Origin of the sequence: Fusicatenibacter saccharivorans, assembly GCF_015557635.1 — a bacterium.
GTDB lineage: Bacteria > Bacillota > Clostridia > Lachnospirales > Lachnospiraceae > Fusicatenibacter > Fusicatenibacter saccharivorans.
Genome location: NZ_JADNOP010000025.1, coordinates 1 through 16670, shown reverse-complemented (window position 1 = coordinate 16670; position 16670 = coordinate 1). Strand labels below are relative to the sequence as shown.

Annotated in this window: 12 protein-coding genes; 11 read left to right on the top strand and 1 reads right to left on the bottom strand. The window is 51.8% G+C overall.

Features of this window, described 5'->3' with window-relative positions:
* Positions 1-8: 8 nt before the first annotated feature.
* The 8 genes from I2G42_RS15395 to I2G42_RS15360 are packed head-to-tail and all read left to right on the top strand — an operon-like array spanning position 9 to position 7769.
* Positions 9-266, top strand: a complete 258-nt coding sequence (locus tag I2G42_RS15395) for a DUF4315 family protein (protein ID WP_009003366.1) — start codon at positions 9-11, stop codon at positions 264-266.
* Positions 256-1020, top strand: a complete 765-nt coding sequence (locus I2G42_RS15390) for a DUF4366 domain-containing protein (protein WP_055228429.1) — start codon at positions 256-258, stop codon at positions 1018-1020. Before I2G42_RS15395 ends, I2G42_RS15390 begins: the two co-directional genes overlap by 11 nt.
* The gene (locus I2G42_RS15385; RefSeq protein WP_082424997.1) at positions 1017-1211 is read left to right on the top strand and encodes a hypothetical protein; all 195 of its coding nucleotides are present in this window, start codon (positions 1017-1019) and stop codon (positions 1209-1211) included. The genes I2G42_RS15390 and I2G42_RS15385 overlap by 4 nt, the downstream gene beginning before the upstream one ends.
* Positions 1208-1891 (top strand): conjugal transfer protein TraG, encoded by a 684-nt coding sequence (locus I2G42_RS15380; RefSeq protein WP_195531251.1) that lies wholly within the window; start codon positions 1208-1210, stop codon positions 1889-1891. The genes I2G42_RS15385 and I2G42_RS15380 overlap by 4 nt, the downstream gene beginning before the upstream one ends.
* Positions 1878-3986 (top strand): type IA DNA topoisomerase, encoded by a 2109-nt coding sequence (locus tag I2G42_RS15375; RefSeq protein WP_195531250.1) that lies wholly within the window; start codon positions 1878-1880, stop codon positions 3984-3986. The genes I2G42_RS15380 and I2G42_RS15375 overlap by 14 nt, the downstream gene beginning before the upstream one ends.
* Positions 3983-4261 carry an immunoglobulin gene (locus tag I2G42_RS15370; protein ID WP_136891452.1) on the top strand — a complete coding sequence of 93 codons (279 nt, stop codon included), beginning with the start codon at positions 3983-3985 and terminating at the stop codon, positions 4259-4261. The genes I2G42_RS15375 and I2G42_RS15370 overlap by 4 nt, the downstream gene beginning before the upstream one ends.
* 6 nt (positions 4262-4267) lie before the next feature.
* Positions 4268-7552: a YodL domain-containing protein gene (locus I2G42_RS15365; protein WP_195531249.1), complete on the top strand. Its 3285-nt coding sequence runs from the start codon at positions 4268-4270 to the stop codon at positions 7550-7552.
* A gap of 1 nt (position 7553) precedes the next feature.
* Positions 7554-7769, top strand: a complete 216-nt coding sequence (locus I2G42_RS15360; protein WP_003526257.1) for a transposon-transfer assisting family protein — start codon at positions 7554-7556, stop codon at positions 7767-7769.
* Positions 7770-8030: 261 nt separating this feature from the next.
* Here the strand turns inward: I2G42_RS15360 and I2G42_RS16540 are convergent, their stop codons facing one another.
* On the bottom strand, positions 8031-8633 hold the full coding sequence (locus I2G42_RS16540; RefSeq protein WP_243277207.1) for a hypothetical protein: 603 nt from the start codon (positions 8631-8633) through the stop codon (positions 8031-8033).
* Here I2G42_RS16540 and I2G42_RS16535 point away from each other — a divergent pair.
* From I2G42_RS16535 to I2G42_RS15350, 3 genes are all read left to right on the top strand, one after another.
* The gene (locus I2G42_RS16535) at positions 8632-8976 is read left to right on the top strand and encodes a TnpV protein (protein WP_443985193.1); all 345 of its coding nucleotides are present in this window, start codon (positions 8632-8634) and stop codon (positions 8974-8976) included. The genes I2G42_RS16540 and I2G42_RS16535 overlap by 2 nt on opposite strands.
* 776 nt (positions 8977-9752) lie before the next feature.
* A complete protein-coding gene (locus I2G42_RS15355; protein WP_330611356.1) occupies positions 9753-14915 on the top strand; it encodes an SNF2-related protein in 5163 nt (1720 codons plus the stop codon).
* A gap of 47 nt (positions 14916-14962) precedes the next feature.
* Complete coding sequence (locus I2G42_RS15350) at positions 14963-16630, top strand: recombinase family protein (protein WP_243277204.1); 1668 nt, start codon at positions 14963-14965, stop codon at positions 16628-16630.
* The last annotated feature ends 40 nt before the right edge of the window (positions 16631-16670 follow it).

Genomic DNA, 16670 nt, shown 5'->3' with positions numbered 1-16670 from the left:
GAACGGTTATGGCAAAAAACAAAATTGAACGTATCGACCAGGAAATTGAGAAAACCCGTGAGAAGATTGCGGAATATCAGGAAAAGCTCAAGACCCTGGAAGCACAGAAAACGGAGGCAGAGAATCTGGAAATCGTTCAGATGGTTCGTGCGTTACGCATGACTCCAGCACAGCTGAACGCTATGCTTTCCGGTGGAATGAACCACGGCAGAGATACAGCACTGTCGGAATCAAATAATCAGGAGGTTACCGCTTATGAAGAATAAAAGAATTTGCAAAACACTTTCCGCCCTTTGCCTGACAATGGTTGTGGCATTTGGCTTTACGATCCCTGCTTTCGCACAGGGGTCAGAACAGGCTCCGGCGGCACCGGCAGAGGATTCTACCAATGACAGCAATGTGATTGTGAAAGAAACAGAACCGGCACCGGCACTTACACCGGAGGGGAATGCGGCATTGGTGGATGATTTTGGAGGCAATAAGCAGCTTATTACTGTTACGACCAAAGCTGGAAATTACTTTTACATCCTGATTGATAGGGCGAATGAGGACAAGGAGACTGCTGTTCACTTTCTGAATCAGGTGGACGATGCAGACCTTGCGGCGCTGATGGAAGATGGAAAACCCAAAGAGGAGATGCCTGCGGTATGCAGCTGTTCAACAAAATGTGAAGCAGGGGCAGTCAATACGGCCTGCCCGGTCTGCGCAACTGATAAGAGTAAATGTACGGGCAAAGCACCGGAACCTCCGGCAGAAACATCGGAGCCGGAAAAAGAGAAGCCTGCCGGATTGAACCCGGCTGCGCTGGTCCTTTTGCTGGCTCTGCTTGGTGGCGGTGGCGTATTTGCCTACTTGAAGCTCGTTAAGAATAAGCCTAAGACCAAGGGCAATGACAGTCTGGACGATTATGATTATGGAGAGGAAGATTCCGAGGAATGGGAAACCGAGGATGAGGAGTCGGAAGAACCGGATGCTGACGGGGGCAGCACAGAAGATGATGAGGAGGACAGTGTGAAATGACCCGTTTCACAGACAGCCCCTATGAACGCATAATGACACGCAGGCCGGAGGGCGGGAAGGAAACTTCCCGTCCTCCTTCTTTACCCCACAGCCACCCCTGCTATGGTTGCGGGAATTATGGAAGACCCTGCGTAGGTATCTGCCATCGTGAGATGGAACGCTGGCTTAAAGAAAGGAAACGAAAAAAATGAGTGTTCTGATTACATTTATTAAACTGATTTCTGTTTTTGATTTACTGGTGATTGCCGTGTATTTTGGCGGCGACATTCTTTCTACCATGTTAAACAAACTTCGGATAACGCCAAAGCAAGATGACCCCTTTGATTTCTCCTTAGATACCGTGACAGTTTCATTGTCCATAGATTCTATCCGTCAGCTTTATTCCGGTGACGCGGCAGATTTTGTGAAAGAAAAGATCCTGCCAAATGTGGAGAAAACAATGGTTGCTTTGACGGATCAAGAACAGACAGCAGCCTGTCTGCTCTTATCTGCTCTGATCGGTTTTCTTGCAGCAGAAGCTCCTATGGATGAACAGAGCTTTCCCTTGATGATGGAACTTCTGAACTGCATGGAAGGGGAAAAAGAAGATGGTTGTCAGGATGCAGTAGATAGTTTACTTGAAGATGCCGCCTGCAATACCCGCCGTCACGAAGAATATTACAGCAATTATCAACGCTACCAGCTGATGCAGGTGGATAAAACCCGTGTCATTTTGGCTTGCCGTATCATCATCAATGACCTGCTGGGGAAACTGTACCGCTATGACTACCGGTTCGGTTATAACCTGCTACTGGATGAGGAAAACAGCATAGAGAAAAAACTGCACACGCCTGTGCGGGAAGAATGGGAGGCTGAAGATGATGAGATATAAGCTTGTAATCGCTGAAAAACCATCGGTTGCACAAAGTCTGGCCGCCGTGATCGGCGCGACTGCTCGTAAGGACGGCTATCTGGAGGGAAACGGCTGGCGTGTCAGCTGGTGCGTGGGCCATCTGGCCGGTCTTGCGGATGCAGACAGTTATGATCCCAAGTATGCCAAGTGGCGATATGATGACCTGCCTATTCTGCCGGAGCATTGGCAGATGGTAGTGGGAAAGGATAAGAAAAAGCAGTTTGATATTCTCAAAAAGCTGATGAACGCCCCGGATGTGACGGAGGTAGTAAATGCCTGTGATGCCGGACGCGAGGGCGAGCTGATCTTTCGCAGCGTCTATGAGCTGGCAGGCTGCCAAAAGCCGATGAAAAGGCTCTGGATTTCTTCGATGGAGGACTCCGCCATAAGGGAGGGCTTTGCAAACCTGCGCCCAGGTGTAGATTATGATGGACTTCGGGATGCTGCTCTCTGCCGTGCCAAGGCCGACTGGCTGGTGGGGATCAATGCCACAAGGCTTTTTTCCGTGCTGTACCACCGCACCCTCAACATCGGGCGCGTTATGTCCCCAACGCTGGCGCTCATTGTCCAGCGAGAAGCTGAGATCGACACCTTTAAGCCGGTTCCCTTTTATACCGTGGCGCTGGAGCTGCCCGGTCTTACCGTATCCGGGGAGCGCATGGCGGATAAAGCTGCTGCCGAACAGCTGAAAGAAGCCTGTCAGGGTGCAAATGTCACAATCAAAAAGGTGGAGCGCAAGGAAAAGTCCGAAAAGCCGCCTGCCCTCTATGACCTGACTACCCTGCAAAGAGATGCCAACCGTCTGCTTGGATTTACGGCCCAGCAGACCCTGGACTATCTGCAAAGCCTGTATGAAAAGAAGCTCTGCACCTATCCCCGTACTGACAGCCGCTATCTGACCGGTGATATGGCAGACAGCCTGCCGGTGTTGGTGAATCTGGTTGCCAATGCTATGCCGTTTCGCAAAGGGATCGCCATTACCTGTGATCCGCAGACAGTCATCAACGATAAGAAAGTAACCGACCACCACGCAGTAATCCCTACCAGAAATCTCAAGGATGCAGACCTTTCTGCCCTTCCTGCGGGAGAAAAAGCGGTGCTGGAGCTGGTGGCCCTGCGTCTGCTGTGTGCCGTGGCCCAGCCCCATATCTATTCGGAAACCGTTGTGATTGCAACGTGTGCCGGTGGGGAATTTACCGCCAAAGGAAAAACGGTGAAGCACCCCGGATGGAAAGCACTGGAGGACGCTTACCGTGCCAAAATGAAGGATGCAGAGCCGAAAAAAGAGGGTGCAGAGAAAGCCCTGCCGGAGCTGACTGAAGGACAGACCCTTTCGGTTTCTGCGGCAATCGTCAAAGAAGGCAAAAGCAGTCCGCCCCAGCACTTTACGGAGGACACCCTGTTGTCCGCGATGGAGACTGCCGGAAAAGAGGATATGCCGGAGGATGCCGAGCGAAAAGGTCTGGGGACACCGGCCACCCGTGCCGGTATTTTGGAAAAGCTGGTATCTGCCGGTTTTCTGGAACGAAAAAAGAGCAGGAAAACGGTGCAGCTTCTCCCTTCCCACGATGCAGTTTCCCTGATCACCGTTCTGCCGGAACAACTGCAATCGCCGCTTCTGACTGCCGAGTGGGAGTACCGACTGGGAGAGATCGAGCGCGGGCAGCTTGCCCCGGAGGAGTTTTTGGACGGGATCAGCACCATGCTGAAAGATCTGGTAGGAACTTATCAGGTCATCAAGGGAACTGAGTACCTGTTCACTCCGCCCCGTGAGGTGGTGGGCAAATGCCCTCGCTGCGGCGGTGAAGTTGCAGAACTGCAAAAAGGCTTCTTCTGTCAGAATGATTCTTGCAGATTTGCAATCTGGAAAAATAACAAATGGTGGGCTGCCAAGAAAAAACAGCCGACCAAGGCTGTGGTGTCTGCGCTGCTGAACGATGGCCGTGTCCGTGTGACGGGCCTATATTCGGAGAAAACCGGAAAGACCTACGATGCCGCTGTGGTTTTGGAGGATGATGGACAGTACGCCAACTTCAAGCTGGAATTTGACCAGCGGAAAGGAGGCAGCCGATGAAGCTCTCTTTAGTGGAACGGGAAACCATTCTCCTCTATAACCAGGCAGAACCAATGGCTGAGGTCTACACCCACGATCCCCGTCTGATGGAGAAGCTGGAACTGCTGGCAAAAAAGCACCCCGACCAGATCACCCGAAAGGACGCCCATAACTTTACCGTCCCCAAGCGGTGTGTATCACTCAGGGAACCATACAGCGCAGAACGCCGCAAAGCTGCCAGTGAGCGTGCGAAAGCTGCCGGATACCAGCCTCCTGTGAGAAAGTCCAGCAGTTAAAGGCACATGGCAGAGAATGTATTTGAAGCAGTCAAGCAGTCGGTCAGCACCAGAGATGCGGCAGCGTTTTATGGGATCGAGGTCAAACGAAATGGTATGGCCTGCTGTCCCTTTCACGATGATAAGAACCCCAGCATGAAGGTAGACCAGCGGTTCCACTGCTTTGGCTGCGGTGCAGATGGGGATGTGATCGACTTTACCGCAAAGCTCTTTGACCTCTCCCCAAAAGAAGCGGCGGAGAAACTGGCACAGGACTTTGGCCTGGTCTATGACAGTCAGGCCCCTCCCCGCAGGAGGTATGTCCGGCAGAAAACCGAGGCACAAAAGTTTCGGGAGGACCGGCAGCGGTGCTATCGTGTACTGTCCGATTACTACCATCTGCTGAAAAAATGGGGGATTGACCATTCTCCCCGGACACCGGAGGAAGAACCGCACCCCCGCTTTGTGGAAGCAATCCAGAAGAAAACCTATGTAGAGTACCTGTTGGACCTTTTTCTTTATGAAAGTGAAGAAGAACAAAGGGCATGGGTTGCAGAACACACAGCAGAAATCACACACTTGGAAAGGAGATTGAAAATCATGGCTGAGAACAAACCCACCAACCGAGAGCGGCTAAGGGAAATCACAGATGGCATCGAGCAGGGGATCAAGGAACTGTTTGAGAGTGAAAAGTATATGCGCTATCTGTCCGTCATGTCCCGCTTCCACCGCTATTCGGTAAACAACACCATGCTCATCTATATGCAGAAGCCGGACGCTACATTGGTAGCCGGATACAATAAGTGGAAAGACCAGTTTGAGCGTCATGTAAAAAAGGGCGAGCATGGCATTACCATCATTGCTCCCACACCATATAAGAAGAAAATCGAGGAGCAGAAGCTGGACCCGGATACCAAGGCTCCGATTCTGGATAAAGACGGAAAGATCGTCACAGAGGAAAAAGAAATCGAGATCCCTATGTTCCGTCCGGTCAAGGTTTTTGATGTGAGCCAGACCGACGGGAAACCTTTGCCTGAGCTTGCTTCCTCCCTTTCCGGCAATGTGCCAAATTATGAGGCATTCATGGAGGCTCTGCGCCGCAGTGCGCCGGTGCCGATCACTTTTGAAGCAATGGCCGCCGATACGGACGGCTATTTTTCTGCCGATCATCAGAAAATCGCCATTCGTCAGGGCATGAGTGAGGTGCAGACGGTTTCGGCCACAGTACATGAGATTGCCCACAGCAAGCTCCATGACCCTAAAAAATATGAAATGCTACCGTCATGGAAGGTTGTGCTGGAGAGTGAAGGTGGAACCAAGCATGATTTCAAGCTGGATTTTGCCACAGAAAGAGAAGCTGAACAGTTTGCTTCTGATATGGATTGGCGCTATGTGGACGAAAATCAGTTTGAATGGCGTCTTGCAGTTGAGGAAGATCCAACCACAGAAAAACAGGCAATCAAAAATCGCCACACGGAGGAAGTGGAGGCTGAAAGCATATCCTACGCAGTCTGCAAATATTTTGGCATCGAGACCGGAGAAAACAGCTTCGGCTATATTGCCAGTTGGAGTCAGGGCAAGGAACTGAAAGAGTTGAGAGCCAGTTTGGAGACCATCAACAAAACCTCCGGCACTTTGATCTCCGACATTGAGCGCCACTATAAGGAAATCTGCAAAGAGCGCGGAATCGACCCTCATGCAAAGGCAGAGTCGGAAACCGCCCCGATAGAGCAGCCAGCAGATGCCATTAAGGTATCTGATAGGCTGCCGACCGGCGATCTGACCTACTATGTAGCAGAGTGCATGGAATTTCCAAACCTCGGAGAATACCACGATAATCTGTCTTTGGAGGAAGCAATCCGCATTTATCAGGAGATTCCGGCAGAACGAATGAACGGGATCAAGGGCATTGGTTTTGAGCTGAAAGACGGAAGCGACTATGAAGGACCTTTTCCGATTTTGACCGGCCAGACCATTGACCTGGACACCATCCAGGCAATCGACTATTACCGTGATAATCCTCTGGTGCAAAAAGCGGTAAAGGAACTGGCTGCGGCAATGCCGGAAATGGAAGTGCTGGGGGCGGATGCCAACCAGCAGGAGGCTTTGTTTCTGATTGACGATGCCACCTATCTTCATATCCAGTCCTGTGACAGCGGCTGGGACTATACCCTTTACGATGCCGCGTCCATGAAAGAGTTGGATGGTGGTCAGCTGGATATGCCGGAGATTTCCCGCATGAAGGCAGTTCTCCAGATTTGTGATGACAACGATTTGGGCAGAGACTCGGTAAAATACGCACCGTTGTCCATGATTGAGACCTTGCAGGAAGCTGCCTACCAGCAGATGCAGGCAGAGGCCAGTCAGATGGCTGCTTCTTCTCAGCTGCCGGAAGCACAAGAGCAGGCGCTGGATGAATACCCTATGCCTGATGAGCAGGTATCCACACCGGATATGCAGGAATACGGCTACTCCTATGATGGGATGCTCCCTGTCACCAGAGAACGGGCGCTGGAACTGGATGCCGCTGGTTTGACCGTCTATGTGCTGCATGAGGACAATACGGAGAGCATGGTGTTTGACCCGAAGGAAATCATGGATCATGGCGGTCTTTTTGGCGTGGACCGTGAGGAATGGGAGAAAAGCCCTCAGTTCCACGAAAAGGTCATGGAGCGTCAGGAACATCAGCAGGAACGCGAACAGGCATTTCTATCCCAGAACAGAGATTGCTTTGCCATCTATCAGGTGAGCCGTGACGATCCGCAGAATGTGCGCTTTATGAATCTGGATTGGTTAAAGTCCCATGACATTTCCATAGACCGCAGCAATTATGACCTCATTTACACAGCTCCTCTGAGGGAGTCTGGCACTGTGCCGGAGCAGCTGGAAAAACTCTATCAGCAATTCAATCTGGAAAAGCCCGTGGACTTTCACAGTCCCTCCATGAGCGTCAGCGACATCGTTGCAATCAGACAGGACGGTAAGGTATCCTGTCATTACTGTGACAGCGTTGGTTTTACCCAGATCCCCGGATTCCTGCCGGACAATCCGATGAAAAATGCGGAAATGATGCTGGAGGATGACTACGGTATGATCGACGGTATCATCAACAATGGCCCAAAAGAGCCGACCGTGGCAGAGCTGGAACAGCAGGCCCGAAGCGGTCAGCCCATTTCCCTGATGGACTTGGCTGATGCCGTTCATCGGAAGGAACGGGAAAAGAAAAAGTCCGTCATGGAGCAGCTGAAAGGCCAGCCCAAGACAGAACACAAAAAGACAGCACCCAAAAAGAGTGCGGAAAGGGAGATTTGATATGGGAAACTTTACCTTTGAGGAAATGAACCTGATGTGCATTTACAATACCGGCAGCCGCACCGGGCTGATTGACAGTCTGCGTGAGATGCGCGGCGAGCTTTCGCCGGAGGAAACGGAACTGAGGGAATTGACCGACAGCGCCCTTACGAAGCTCTGTGCGATGACTGATGAGAAGTTTGCCGAACTGGAGCTGTACCCGGATTTTGACCAGTAAACAACATAACCGCAGGGATGGGGTGGCGATCTGCCACCCCGCCTTTTTACCCCAAAACTGAAAGGAGGACAGAACACTATGCCAACCAAAGCTGAACTATATGCACAGATGGCGGACAAGGTGGCAACGCAGCTCACGGGGAGCTGGCAGGAATGGGCAGGGTTTCTCACCACTGCTTCCCGCCTTTACAAGTACCCGTTCCATGAGCAGCTGATGATCTATGCCCAGCGACCGGACGCTACCGCCTGTGCAGAGTACGATTTATGGAATGAAAAGATGGGCCGTTATGTAAGGCGTGGTTCCAAGGGAATCGCTCTGGTGGATGATTCCGGGGACAGACCTCGCCTGCGTTATGTCTTTGACATTTCCGACACCGGAACCCGTGAACATTCCCGCACTCCCTGGCTGTGGCAGTTGGAGGAGCGCCATCTGGATTCCGTGCAGGCCATGCTGGAGCGCACCTATGATGTTTCCGGTGATGATCTTGCCGGACAGCTCACGGAGGTAGCCGGAAAACTGGCCGAGGAATACTGGACGGAGCATCAGCAGGACTTCTTCTATATCGTTGACGGTTCCTTTTTGGAGGAATATGATGAGTATAACATCGGAGTGCAGTTCAAGGCAGCCGCCACCGTCAGCATCACTTACGCTTTGATGTCCCGCTGTGGACTGGAGCCGGAACGCTACTTCGACCACGAAGATTTCATGGCGATCTTTGATTTCAACACCCCGTCCACCATCGGGGCGCTGGGAACAGCGGTCAGCCAGATCAACCAGCAGGTGCTGCGGCAGATCGGCGTTACCGTCCGAAATGCAGAGCGCGAAGCCAACCAAGAAAGGAGCAAGCAAGATGAACAATCCCATGACCTACATCCAGAACGGAGACTATCAGATTCCCGACCTGAAGCTGAGCCAGCAGCCGGAGAAACCCCTGGGCAAGTACGGCAGGATGAGGAAAACCTACCTGAAGGAACATCGTCCCATCCTCTACAACCAGATGTTGCTGAGCGAGAAGCTGTACCCGCACCTTCTGGAGATCGACGAGACCGCCCAGAGCAGACTGGAGCAGATGATGCCCCAGCTGGCGAAGGAAGCGGGAGCCATCGAGGAACTGAAAGCCAGCGATCCCATGAAGTGGGTGGGGCTGATGAACACCTGCAAAGCTCAGGCCGAGGAAATCCTGATGGCGGAGCTTATCAACAGCTGACTCTAAACCTGTTCCTCTCCGAAGCGGAACAGATCCAATCCATAGATGAAGCAGAGAATGTAGCGCATACATCCTCTGCTTTTTCTTTTGCCCAAAATGACATCGACCATGTGCTGCGTTTGGGCGGCAATACAGACCGTCAAAGGGAGCGTGTGGTTGCAGCCTTTGAAAAGCAGAAAACCACCGCTGAGATTGCCGAGATACTGAAAACGCTGTACCACGGCGGCAATGGCCTTGGCAGTGTGAGCGCATGGTATGCCGAGGATGGTATCCATCTTTCCCACGGGAAGTCTGTCCGTTATGACAGGTCTGCCCAGGTCATTTCCTGGGAGCGCGCCGCAGAGCGTATCGGGGAGCTTTTGGAAAGTGGTCAGTTTGCCTCCAATGTGGAGCTTGCAGAAGCGGCAGGCTATGAACGATCCCTCCTCTCGGAAAAGCTCTGGCATCTGTATCACGATCTCAGTGAGGACGCCAGAAAAGCCGGATATTTGTCCTGCCTGTCAGAGATCAAAGGCAATGGATTCCCAGAGGAGACCCGCCGTCTGACGGAGCAGCTGAGTGAACCGGCTTTCCGCCAGACCCTCAAGGAAGAATACGCTGCCTTCTGGACTGCCTATCAGCAGGACCGTGACCTGTTGCGTTTTCACTATCATAGACCGAGGGAGATCTGGGAGAACCTGAAGGACCTTGACCTGCCACGCAGGACCTTTTCTTCAGAGCTTTCCCAAGTGCCAACCGTCCAGCACTTTATTACCGAGGATGAGATCGACGCCGCCATGACCGGCGGAAGCAGTTTCGCCGGAGGAAAAGGCCGTATCTATGCGTTCTTCATGGAAAACCATACGGATAAGGAAAAAGTGAGATTCCTTAAAGACGAGTATGGCATTGGCGGACGCTCTCATGCCCTGTCCGGCGCAACACACAGCGGCGAAGATCACGATGGGAAAGGACTGCACTATAAAAAGCAGGACTGCCCGGATGTTCACTTGAACTGGGAAAAGGTTTCCAAGCGCATTACCTCACTTGTCCAGAAAGGTCGCTATCTTACCGAACAGGAACAGGCACAGTATGACAAGATCCAGTCTGAACAGGAACTGGCCGAAGAAGATGCTATTCAAGCCCAGCAGCCGGAGATGGAGAAAGGAACACCAAAGCCTACCCTTGGGGAGCAGTTTGAGCAGTATAAGACTGTGGTGACTGCCGCCATTTCCGAGGATGCCGCATACCGCAATGCCTGCGGGCATTCTGACCGTGAAAATGCTGTCATCGAGGGCAATGCCGCTGTGCGCCGTGCGGTCCTTGGTTCTAAGGATATGGAGCTGATTCGCCTCTATTCGGATGTGCCGGAGTTCCGACAGCGACTGCACCGGGAAGTGATCGACGAAACCTATCCAAAGCTCCATGAACTTCTGCGCCCTCTTTCTCAGGAAGATATTGATACTGCCATTTGTGCATGGAACGGCAATATCGAGAGTAAACACGCCGTTGTCCGCTACATGAAGGATCATGCAAGGGAAAAAGATACCGCTGCATGGCTGGCTCAGGAATACGGTGGCAGCAACAGCCCGTTCGTTGTCCGTGCCGGAAGCCCGGAGAAAACACAGCTGCCCTGGCCGAAGGTACAGCGCAGGCTTGCCCAGCTGATTCAGGAGGACCGGTTCTATACCGAAGAAGAACAGGATCGTTTTGACAATATCGACCCTATCGCCATCCGGGAAGCCCTGGAGGAAAGAGGGATCGTCAACGGACAGGTGGCAGATCCGGAAAAACTGGACAATGACCCGTTTATCCAACAGGTGATGTCGGATGCCGAGCAGATCGCAGCTGCCGAGACAGAACAGACTTCCGAGGTTTCCATTTCCGATGAGGAATATGATGCAGTTCGCCGCCCGACTCCGCAAAGAACCTCCTATGATCCTGCCGCCCCGGTTTATGCCGTGGGCGATACCGTGTATATCGAGGATGACGCCTATCAGATCACCGAGCTACGGGATGACACCGTGCAGCTTCTGCCTACCGGCATGGTATATCCCATCTATCGGGCAGAGCGCAAAGAACAGTTCGAGCAGCTGCTTCGGGCAGACCGCCGCAATGCTTACTATACCGAGTTTCTTCCCATTGACCCGGACAAGGCAGATCAAGACCTGCGGGATGTATTGGCCCATGGACTGATGGATGAAGCGGATAAACAGCAGCTTTCCACGCTACTGCAATCTGGCAGGAGCAACAGTGAGATCGCCTACTGGCTGAGCAGAGCCTACCCTCATGAGATTGAGACCCTGAATCTGGAGACCGGCGATATTGCCGATTACCGTACCACGGCACAGGGCATGGAGCTGGAAGTCCTGGACGCAGAGGAAAAGCGTCTGGCTGTGCTGTATTTCCGCTGGGATGAGGTTGCGCCTTTGCTGCGCGGGATGTATGCCCGTCAGCAGGACGGCTTTGGACAGGAACAGCCCCAACCGGCTACCGAATCCCCGACCTTCCATTCCGAGACCATGGCCGTCTATCCGGGCGATAAGAACCATCTACCTTATGATGTGGTGGTGGAACGGTTGCATATTGAGGAGCCGGAGCCGCCAGCCCCTGTAACAGAGCCGGAGAAAACCTTTGAGGAAGTGCTGGATGAACACCCGGTTTCCATTCAGGTCAATGGCCAGTGGCAGACCTTCCCCAATGCCAAAGCTGCCGAGGAAGCATCTTATGAGGAATACAAGGCTAACCTGCGCCGCAATGCAAAAAACTTCCGCATTACCGATGAGCATTTGGGCGAAGGCGGTCCGAAAGCCAAGTTCCAGGCAAATGTCAATGCGATTCGTTTGCTGAAAGAGCTGGAAGCTGCCAGACAGCAGGCAAGCCCCGAACAGCAGGAGGTTCTTTCTCGATATGTGGGCTGGGGCGGTCTCTCTGATGCGTTTGACCCGGAGAAACCGGCATGGGCTTTAGAGTATGCTCAGCTAAAAGAGCTGCTGACCCCGGAGGAATATGCCGCCGCCAGAAGCTCTACCCTCAACGCCCATTACACCAGCCCTACGGTCATTCAGGCCATCTATGAAGCGGTGGACCGTATGGGATTTGAGACCGGAAATATTCTGGAGCCGTCTATGGGTGTGGGCAATTTCTTTGGTATGCTGCCGGAGAAAATGCGAAACAGCCGTCTGTACGGCGTGGAGCTGGACCCTGTTTCCGGGCGCATCGCAAAGCAGCTCTATCCCAAGGCGGACATCACAGTAGGCGGCTTTGAGACCACCGATAGGCGTGACTTCTTTGACCTTGCCATCGGCAATGTACCTTTCGGTCAGTATCAGGTCAACGACAAAGCCTACAACAAGCTGAATTTCAGTATTCATAACTATTTTTTTGCCAAAGCACTGGATCAGGTGCGTCCCGGCGGTGTGGTAGCTTTTGTGACCTCTCGATATACTATGGACGCCAAGGATTCCACCGTGCGCCGCTATCTTGCCCAGCGTGCCGAGCTGCTGGGAGCTATCCGCCTGCCGAATGACGCGTTCAAAAAGAATGCCGGTGCCGAGGTGGTATCGGACATCATCTTCCTCCAAAAACGGGACCGCCCGCTGGACATCGTGCCGGAATGGACTCAAACCGGACAGACGGAGGACGGATTTGCCATCAACCGGTATTTTATCGACCACCCGGAAATGGTGCTGGGCAGACAGGAGCCGGTAAGCACTGCTCATGGTATGGACTACACCGTGAACCCCATCGAGGGACTGGAGCTTTCCGACCAGCTGCATGATGCTGTGAAGTACATTCATGGGACTTATCAGGAGGCAGAGCTGCCGGAGCTGGGCGAGGGCGAAGCCATTGACACCTCCATTCCTGCCGACCCCAATGTGAAGAACTATTCCTATGCCATTGTAGACGGGCAGGTGTACTACCGGGAAAACAGCCGTATGGTGCGCCCTGACCTCAACGCCACCGCCGAAGCCCGTGTAAAAGGTCTTGTGGAACTGCGTGATTGTGTGCAGGAACTGATCGACCTTCAGATGGATGCAGCGGTTCCGGACAGCACCATTCGGGAGAAGCAGGCGGAACTGAACAGCCTCTATGACAGCTTTTCTTCCAAATACGGTCTCATCAATGACCGTGCAAACCGTCTGGCCTATGCAGATGATTCTTCCTATTACCTGCTCTGTGCGCTGGAAGTCATCGACGAGGACGGGAAACTGGAACGTAAGGCAGATATGTTCACCAAGCGGACCATCAAGCCCCATCAGGCGGTGGCTGTGGTGGATACGGCAAGTGAAGCACTGGCGGTGTCCATCTCGGAAAAAGCCTGCGTGGATATGGACTATATGAGCCGGCTTACCGGAAAAACAAAAGAAGAACTGGCCGGAGAGCTGCAAGGCGTAATCTTCCGTGTACCGGAACAGTTGGAGCAGGACGGAACGCCCCATTATGTGACTGCTGATGAATACCTCTCCGGCAATGTACGCCGCAAACTGCGTCAGGCACAGCGGGCCGCACAGCAGGACCCTTCCTTTGCAGTCAATGTGGAGGCCCTTACCGCTGCCCAGCCCAAAGACCTGGATGCGTCGGAAATCGAGGTGCGTCTGGGTGCTACCTGGATCGACAAAGAGTACATCCAGCAGTTTATGTATGAGACCTTCGACACGCCGTTTTATCTCCAGCGCAATATCGAGGTCAACTACACCCCGTTTACAGCAGAGTGGCAGATCACCGGCAAAAGCTCTGTAAGCCAGAACAATGTGGCAGCCTATACCACCTACGGAACCAGCCGTGCCAATGCCTACAAGATTTTGGAGGATTCCTTGAACCTGCGGGATGTCCGTATCTATGATACGGTGGAGGATGCAGACGGCAGGGAGCGCCGGGTGCTGAATGCCAAGGAGACTACGCTGGCAGCACAAAAGCAGCAGGCTATCCGGGATGCTTTCAAGGACTGGATTTGGAAAGACCCGGAGCGCCGCCAGACTTTGGTGCGCCAGTACAACGAGGAAATGAACTCCACCCGCCCCCGCGAGTATGATGGCAGCCATATCACTTTTGGGGGCATGAACCCGGCCATTACCCTGCGGGAACACCAGAAAAGCGCCATCGCCCATGTGCTGTATGGAGGAAATACCCTGTTGGCACATGAAGTAGGCGCAGGCAAAACTTTTGAAATGGTAGCTGCTTCGATGGAAGCCAAACGCCTGGGACTGTGCCAGAAATCCCTCTTTGTTGTGCCGAACCACCTGACCGAGCAGTGGGCTTCGGAGTTTCTGCGGCTCTATCCTTCCGCCAACATCCTTGTCACCACGAAAAAGGACTTTGAGACCCACAACCGTAAGAAGTTCTGCGCCCGGATCGCCACCGGCGACTATGATGCCATCATCATGGGACACAGCCAGTTTGAGAAAATCCCCATCAGCCGAGAGCGTCAGGAACGGCTCCTCTATGAGCAGATCGACGAGATCACGGAAGGGATTGCCGAGGTACAGGCCAGTGGCGGCGAGCGTTTTACCGTCAAGCAGCTGGAACGCACCCGCAAATCGCTGGAAGCCAGGCTGGAAAAATTGCAGGCCGAGAGCCGCAAGGACGATGTGGTGACATTCGAGCAGCTGGGTGTGGACCGTTTGTTTGTGGACGAGGCCCACAACTATAAAAACCTGTTTCTATACACAAAAATGCGGAATGTGGCTGGTCTTTCCACATCGGACGCGCAGAAATCCTCCGATATGTTTGCCAAGTGCCGCTATATGGACGAGATTACCGGAAACCGTGGCGTTATCTTTGCAACCGGAACCCCGGTCAGCAACTCCATGACCGAGCTTTACACCATGCAGCGGTATCTCCAGTATGACCGCCTGCAAGAACTGAGCATGACCCATTTCGACTGCTGGGCCAGCCGTTTCGGAGAAACCGTCACGGCGCTGGAACTGGCCCCGGAGGGCTATACTTTAATAGGACGATAAAATTAACTGTCCTAAATTGAAAATACATAAGGAAGGAGGTTAAGAGAATGTCAAGGACTTCAAAGATTACAGCACTTTATGAGAGATTATCAAGAGATGATGACCTGAATGGCGAGAGTAATTCCATTACCAATCAGAAAAAATACCTCGAAGATTATGCCCGTAGGAATGGTTTTGAGAATATCCGCCATTTTACTGACGATGGTTTTTCGGGTGTAAATTTCAATCGCCCAGGCTTTCAGTCTTTGATAAAAGAAGTTGAAGCAGGCAATGTCGGAACATTGATTGTTAAGGATATGAGCCGATTAGGGCGAAACTATCTGCAAGTCGGATTTTATACGGAAATTCTGTTTCCGCAGAAAGATGTCCGTTTTCTTGCAATCAACAACAGCATTGACAGCAACAATGCTTCGGATAATGATTTTGCTCCGTTTTTGAATATTATGAACGAATTTTATGCCAAAGACACGAGCAATAAAATCAAGGCTGTATTTGATGCCCGAATGAAAGACGGAAAGCGTTGTAGCGGTTCAATCCCTTATGGATATAACCGATTGCCGAGCGATAAGCAGACGCTTGTTGTTGACCCTGTGGCTTCTGAGGTGGTAAAGCGTATCTTTCTGCTTGCCAATGAGGGCAAAAGTCCACGAGCCATAGCGGAAATACTGACCGAAGAAAAGGTTTTAATTCCTGCCGCATATGCAAAGGAATATCACCCAGAACAGTACAACGGGATTAAGTTTGCAGACCCTTATATTTGGGGCATATCTGCCATTAGAACGATTTTAAGCAGGCAGGAATATCTTGGACATACTGTTTTGAGAAAGTCGGTCAGCACCAATTTTAAATTGCATAAGAGAAAGACTACCGATGAAGATGAGCAGTATGTGTTTTATAACACCCACGAGCCTATCATATCGCAGGAACTTTGGGACAGCGTTCAGAAGCGAAAGAAACGAGTGAACAGAGCTGCGGCAAGAGGTACACATACCAACCGATTAAGCGGTTATCTGTACTGTGCCGACTGTGGCAGAAGATTGACCTTGCAGACACATTACAGCAAAAAAGACCGCTCCTTGCAGTATTCGTACCGTTGCGGTGGTTATGCGAGCAGGGTAAATTCCTGTACTGCTCATTCAATAAGTGCTGATAATGTTGAAGCCTTGATATTATCGGCAGTCAAACGCTTTTCAAGATTTGTTCTGAATGATGAAAAAGCCTTTGCTTTGGAACTGCAATCCCTTTGGAAAGATAAGCAAGAGGAAAAGCCGGAGCACAATCAATCGGAGTTGAAACGCTGTCAGAAACGCTATGACGAACTCTCTACGCTCATTCGTGGCTTGTATGAAAATCTTATATCGGGATTGCTACCCGAAAGACAATACAAGCAACTGATGAAGCAGTATGACGATGAACAGGCAGAGTTGGAAACGAAAATGGAAACGATGAAAATGAAACTTTCTGAAGAAAAGGACAGCACTTTGGATATTCAGCATTTTGTTTCTCTGATACGCAAGTACAAAAATCCTACGGAAGTTTCCGATTTGATGTTTGTCGAACTCATTGACAAGATTGTGGTGTATGAAGCCGAGGGTGTGGGAAAAGCAAGAACGCAAAAGGTTGATATTTATTTCAATTATGTCGGGCAGGTCGATATTGCCTACACCGAGGAAGAACTTGCCGAGCCTGCAAATAAAAAGTCAATAGCAAATTGATGATTTCAGGCAAAAATTTTTGCAAGATTTTGAACATTAA

What these genes read in the sequence shown, in the direction of transcription:
- I2G42_RS15350 (WP_243277204.1), top strand. Translation starts at nt 14,963, where the DNA reads ATGTCAAGGACTTCAAAGATTACAGCACTTTATGAGAGATTATCAAGA.
- I2G42_RS15380 (WP_195531251.1), top strand. Translation starts at nt 1,208, where the DNA reads ATGAGTGTTCTGATTACATTTATTAAACTGATTTCTGTTTTTGATTTA.
- I2G42_RS15355 (WP_330611356.1), top strand. Translation starts at nt 9,753, where the DNA reads ATGACCGGCGGAAGCAGTTTCGCCGGAGGAAAAGGCCGTATCTATGCG.
- I2G42_RS15360 (WP_003526257.1), top strand. Translation starts at nt 7,554, where the DNA reads ATGGGAAACTTTACCTTTGAGGAAATGAACCTGATGTGCATTTACAAT.
- I2G42_RS16540 (WP_243277207.1), bottom strand. Translation starts at nt 8,633, where the DNA reads ATGGGATTGTTCATCTTGCTTGCTCCTTTCTTGGTTGGCTTCGCGCTC.
- I2G42_RS15395 (WP_009003366.1), top strand. Translation starts at nt 9, where the DNA reads ATGGCAAAAAACAAAATTGAACGTATCGACCAGGAAATTGAGAAAACC.
- I2G42_RS15370 (WP_136891452.1), top strand. Translation starts at nt 3,983, where the DNA reads ATGAAGCTCTCTTTAGTGGAACGGGAAACCATTCTCCTCTATAACCAG.
- I2G42_RS15375 (WP_195531250.1), top strand. Translation starts at nt 1,878, where the DNA reads ATGATGAGATATAAGCTTGTAATCGCTGAAAAACCATCGGTTGCACAA.
- I2G42_RS15365 (WP_195531249.1), top strand. Translation starts at nt 4,268, where the DNA reads ATGGCAGAGAATGTATTTGAAGCAGTCAAGCAGTCGGTCAGCACCAGA.
- I2G42_RS15390 (WP_055228429.1), top strand. Translation starts at nt 256, where the DNA reads ATGAAGAATAAAAGAATTTGCAAAACACTTTCCGCCCTTTGCCTGACA.
- I2G42_RS16535 (WP_443985193.1), top strand. Translation starts at nt 8,632, where the DNA reads ATGACCTACATCCAGAACGGAGACTATCAGATTCCCGACCTGAAGCTG.
- I2G42_RS15385 (WP_082424997.1), top strand. Translation starts at nt 1,017, where the DNA reads ATGACCCGTTTCACAGACAGCCCCTATGAACGCATAATGACACGCAGG.